The sequence below is a fragment of the uncultured Campylobacter sp. genome (assembly GCF_937997405.1).
In the GTDB taxonomy this organism is placed as follows: Bacteria; Campylobacterota; Campylobacteria; order Campylobacterales; family Campylobacteraceae; genus Campylobacter_B.
The window spans coordinates 1-4,509 of the sequence record NZ_CALKTL010000038.1 but is presented as its reverse complement, the minus strand read 5'-3'; the positions used below and the strand labels follow the sequence as shown (position 1 = coordinate 4,509).

Genomic DNA, 4,509 nt, shown 5'->3' with positions numbered 1-4,509 from the left:
CCTGCAAGAATTGTATTATTTCCAACTTCTACGCTTCCAGAAATTCCCACTTGTGCTATTATAAAACAATTTGACCCTATTATGTCATTGTGAGCGATATGAACTAAAGTGTCGATTTTAGTTCCTTTCTTTATTATCGTATCGCCAATTGCTCCTCTGTCAACACAAGTATTTGCTCCTATTTCTACTTCATCTTCTAAAATTACATTTCGAATTTGCTCTATTTTTACATTGTTCCCTTTTACTTTTATATAACCAAATCCATCTGAACCAATTACTGCTCCTGGCTGAAAAATACATCTTTTTCCAATTTTACAAAATTCTCTGATTGTAACATTTGGATATACAATTGTCCCATCACCAATTTCTGTACCTTCAAAGATTGAAACATTTGGATAAATAACAACATTTTTTCCTATTTTTACATTATGACCTATGTACGTATTAATTTTTGAAATATTTGCTGTTTTATCTATCACTGCTGAATCTTCTATTGCTTTTTCAAAAGGCTTTATTTTAGGCTTAAAGTAATTTAACAAGATTGGCATTATTTCTCTTGGATTTTCATCTACCACGATAAACGTCTTATTTTCTGGCAAATTTGGAATTTCGGGAATTATTAACGCTCCAGCATTACATTTTAAGCGATACGCCCGTTTTTCATCTGCGGCTTACGCCCTCTGCCAAGCCTAAATTTAGCGGCGATTTGGAAACGCCATTTTATTTTTAGCCGAATTTTTAAAATTTCGCGCAAAATTTCTCTTTTTATGCGCGGCGGACAGGCAAAATTTTATAAATTTAGCCGCATTTCACCGCTACGCCGAGCAAAATGCTATAATCGGCGCCAAATTACGGGAGGCGAGATGATTTTTAACGAACTTATGGACGTGCTGGCGCAAAACGGCTGGCAGATACGGCGCAGGGATGAAATTTGCCCGCCGCGAAGCGAATTTTTGGGCGGCAGATTTAAAAATTTAAGCGAAGATTTTTACCGCTTCGTTTGCTCTTTTGAAATTTTGAGCGACGCTGCGGACGCCGTTTGGTTCGTATCCGCCAGGGATTATGCGTCACCGAGCTCGGACGAGACGGAATTTTGCTACGAAGATTTTGAAAAAGACAGCCTGGAGTGCGCGGCTAACGATGCGCAAAGAGCCGCCGTGAGTGCGTTTTGGAGCGGGTGCTTGCCGTTTTTGTTTTCGGTCAGAGGCGAACGCTGCTTCGCGGGCATCCTCACGCAGGGCGCGGACGCGGGCAAGATCGTATTCGGCGCAGAACCGATTTATGAGGATGCCCTGGTCATCGCGCAAAGCTTTGAGGAATTTATCGCTCTTTTCCTCGCTGCGCTCACGGACAAAAGCGCCGCGAAATATCCGCTTTCTTGCTTTGCGTAGCAGCATGCGATACGAGCAAAGCGGTACTGCGAGCGCGAGTAAAACAGCGGCGGGGTGCGGGATACAAATTTTGGCCTCGCGCAAAATCTGCGCCGCAGATCACATCGGAGAGTAAAATTTCGCCCGATGTTTAGAGCAAAGCGCGAAAAAACGGCGCCGCAAATTATACAAGCCACAGAAGTCTGCCCGCGCGGCTCTGCCCTTCTATCTCCTTGAGCGCTTTAAGAATATCCTCGCTTTGAAATTTAATGCTTACCGATAGAAACGAGCAGTGCTCTACTTGCCCCAAAATCGGCAAGTAGCTTGCACAAAGTAGGAATTTTTGCGTATCGTAGAGATACTGCTTGCCGCTAAATTCTACCATTTTACCGCCGCGCAGGCACAAGCACGCGCTAGGTTCGTAGATACTCACGAAAGTCTGAGGGCTCGCTTTGGCAGTAGAAGCTAAGCGCTTGCATAGGCGTCTGAACGTGTCCGTAGGCTGGATATAGCTCGTCCGCGATCTTTGTAGCGTCTTTTAAAATTTTATCTACTTCGTTTATGCTCGCTCCTTTAAATTTATGCAGATTACACTTACATTTGCACGATTAAGCAAGGAATTTGAACTATCGTGCTACCGCAAAATTTTAAAAAAGGCTATAATTTAGCCAACTTTATTTAAAGGAGAGAAGATGACAAATTTTAGTTTTTGCAACCCCGTGAGGATAGAATTCGGCAGGGATAAAGAAAAGTATATCGGGCAGTATATGAAGGAATCCGGTGCGAAAAAAGCTCTCGTGCTATACGGCAGCGAGCGCGTGCGAAAGAGCGGTTTGATGGACGCTGTGGAGGGCAGCTTAAAGGCAAACGGTATAGAATTTGTGCAGCTTGGTGGCATAAAATCAAATCCCGTGCTAAGCAAGGTAAACGAAGCGATCAAGCTCGCCAAAGAATTTGGCGCCGATAGCGTGCTCGCTGTGGGTGGCGGAAGCGTGCTGGATTCCGCAAAAGCCGTAGCCGCAGGCGCCTGCTATGAAGGCGACGTGTGGGATTTTTTCACCGGCAAAAATCCTAGCGCCGCGCTTAAAATTTTTGACATCATCACCCTTGCCGCGACGGGCTCGGAGATGAACTGCGGCGGCGTGGTGACCAAGGAGCAGACCAAACAAAAATACGCGATCAGCGCGCCGTGTCTATACCCAAAGGTCTCGGTCATAAACCCGCAGCTGCAAGCAACCGTCAGCCGCGAGTATCTCGTATATAGCGCGAGCGACATCATCGCGCACAGCATCGAGGGGTATTTTACCGCTAGCGTCCATCCGGAGATCGTGCGAGCCTATATCGAAGCTAATATCAAAACCGTCATCCGCACGACTGAAGCTCTGCTTGCAGATCCGAGCGATTACGATGCACGCGCCGAGTTTGCGTGGGCTGCGACGATGGCGCTAAACGGACTAACCTACGTGGGCGTAGGCGGCTTCGGCTATCCGAATCATATGATCGAGCATGCGATGAGCGCGGTCGTGGACTGCGCGCACGGAGCCGGTCTTAGCGTGGTAATGCCTGCGTGGATGAGGTGGTATAAGGATAGGAATTTAAGCGCGTTTGAGCGTTTTGCTCGTGAAATTTTCGGCCTTAAAAGCGCAGATGATGGCACAGCGGCGCTTAAAGCGTGGTTTGATAAGATCGGTACGCCGACTAATCTCGCACAGCTCGGCATCGAAGGCAAGGTGCTAGATGAGGTCATAGACGTAGCCGCGACAAACGCCAAAGTGTGGAATATGGCGGAGCTCTACAGCCGCGAAAATATCGCTAAAATTTTAGATTTTGCAAAATAAGGCGCGAGCTCATAGATAAAATTTAAACAGAAAGGGCGAGCGATCGCCCTTTTCCGAAAAGCAGGCGGCAGTGTGGGTGCGCTAGCGATTAGCCTTCCTAAAAAATAATCGGCTGCGCGGATAGCGAGATGATCGCCTTGTATCCTTTAAGTCCGCGAGGCTCGCTGTAAGAGGGCAGAGGCGATAGTGGCGCATCTAAATTTAAAGCGCAGACGACTGCGAATCGAACGCAAAATTTAGCTATGTTTGGAAGGGTAAATTTTGCCACATAATACTTGCGCCAAATTTGATGCGCAAGTCTCGCAATAAATTTTACTCCAGCGCGAAGTTTTGCCGCGTTTAATGGCTTTGCTTAAACGCTCTTATCCTGCGCTATCTAAAAATTCGCTCGTTAAATTTTAATCTCGGCTTTATATTTGTGATTGCGAAATTTGCTTTTGCGTGCCGCTGGTGCATTTAAATTTATCCCTCGATGCTAAGTAGATCGCCGAAAATTTCTTTGTAATACTGCATGAAGCGTTTAGGAATTTTAACGCCACGGATATCCACGGTGATGACGCTATCTTGGACCTCAAAAACGATAAGCTCGCTAGTTATTTTCACTGCTTTGCAGCCGTTAAACATACGTCGCCTACACTTGGCGTATAAGCCGTTGTGCGGTGAGTCTGCGTCCTCATACCGCCCGAGCTTGATGGGTCTTTGGAAAAGCAGATAGTTTTTATAGTCGTACTTATCGTCCGCAAGGCCTATCATATAATAATTTTCGGCGCTGTTTTTGGAAGCGGTCACGATACCTGCTTTAAAATTTAGTCTAAACATAAATTCTGCCTTGGCAAAAAGCGGCAAATTTTACCGCTTAAAATTTACACCAGCTGCACGCCCCCGCCTTTTACGATCTCGCCGATAACGTAGCCATCGGTGTTTGCCAGCACGAAGTCCGCGTTTTCTTTCGGAGCTACGACGATCATACCAACGCCCATATTAAATGTCCTCATCATCTCTGATGGTTCCACCTTTTGTGCGATGATTTTAAAGATTTCGGGCGTGCGGATCGCTGTATGCTCGATCTTTGCACCCAGCTCCTCCGGAAATACTCGCGGCAAGTTTTCCACGATACCCCCGCCCGTGATGTGCGCGAGTGCGTGGATCTTGTCTTTTAAATTTAAAAACTCTCCGACGTAAATCCTGGTCGGCCGCAAAAGCACGTCGATGAGCGCGCGATCGCCTATCTTGTCGTCAAATTTTAGCCCCAGTTCGGCGACTACTTTGCGAGCGAGCGAGAAGCCGTTTGAGTGCAAGCC

General features: G+C 46.6%; 7 protein-coding genes. 2 read left to right on the top strand and 5 right to left on the bottom strand.

What is annotated here, in order from left to right; translation table 11 throughout:
• On the bottom strand, positions 1-599 hold a 599-nt coding region (locus Q0372_RS01930), incomplete at its 3' end, for a UDP-3-O-(3-hydroxymyristoyl)glucosamine N-acyltransferase (RefSeq protein WP_298101864.1).
• 264 nt (positions 600-863) lie between these two features.
• On the opposite strand from Q0372_RS01930, the gene Q0372_RS01925 reads away from it, so the two are divergent.
• Positions 864-1,391, top strand: a complete 528-nt coding sequence (locus Q0372_RS01925; RefSeq protein WP_298101861.1) for a hypothetical protein — start codon at positions 864-866, stop codon at positions 1,389-1,391.
• A 163-nt stretch (positions 1,392-1,554) separates the two neighbouring features.
• On the opposite strand, the gene Q0372_RS01920 is transcribed toward Q0372_RS01925, so the two are convergent.
• Entirely contained in the window at positions 1,555-1,803 is a 249-nt protein-coding gene (locus Q0372_RS01920; RefSeq protein ID WP_297944151.1) for an AraC family transcriptional regulator N-terminal domain-containing protein, read from the bottom strand.
• Between the two features lie 259 nt (positions 1,804-2,062).
• Between Q0372_RS01920 and Q0372_RS01915 the strand changes: the two genes are divergently transcribed.
• A complete protein-coding gene (locus tag Q0372_RS01915; RefSeq protein WP_298101858.1) occupies positions 2,063-3,208 on the top strand; it encodes an iron-containing alcohol dehydrogenase in 1,146 nt (381 codons plus the stop codon).
• A gap of 97 nt (positions 3,209-3,305) precedes the next feature.
• On the opposite strand, the gene Q0372_RS01910 is transcribed toward Q0372_RS01915, so the two are convergent.
• The 3 genes from Q0372_RS01910 to Q0372_RS01900 form a co-directional block, all read right to left on the bottom strand.
• Positions 3,306-3,476: a hypothetical protein gene (locus Q0372_RS01910; RefSeq protein ID WP_297961321.1), complete on the bottom strand. Its 171-nt coding sequence runs from the start codon at positions 3,474-3,476 to the stop codon at positions 3,306-3,308.
• A gap of 194 nt (positions 3,477-3,670) precedes the next feature.
• A complete protein-coding gene (locus Q0372_RS01905) occupies positions 3,671-4,027 on the bottom strand; it encodes a hypothetical protein (RefSeq protein ID WP_291938617.1) in 357 nt (118 codons plus the stop codon).
• Positions 4,028-4,071: 44 nt separating this feature from the next.
• The coding region (locus Q0372_RS01900; RefSeq protein WP_298101853.1) for an AIR synthase-related protein at positions 4,072-4,509 on the bottom strand (438 nt) is incomplete at its 5' end.

Bases quoted from the DNA above. Each gene is read 5' to 3' on its own strand.
- Q0372_RS01925 (WP_298101861.1), top strand. From the start codon at position 864: ATGATTTTTAACGAACTTATGGACGTGCTGGCGCAAAACGGCTGGCAG.
- Q0372_RS01915 (WP_298101858.1), top strand. From the start codon at position 2,063: ATGACAAATTTTAGTTTTTGCAACCCCGTGAGGATAGAATTCGGCAGG.
- Q0372_RS01905 (WP_291938617.1), bottom strand. From the start codon at position 4,027: ATGTTTAGACTAAATTTTAAAGCAGGTATCGTGACCGCTTCCAAAAAC.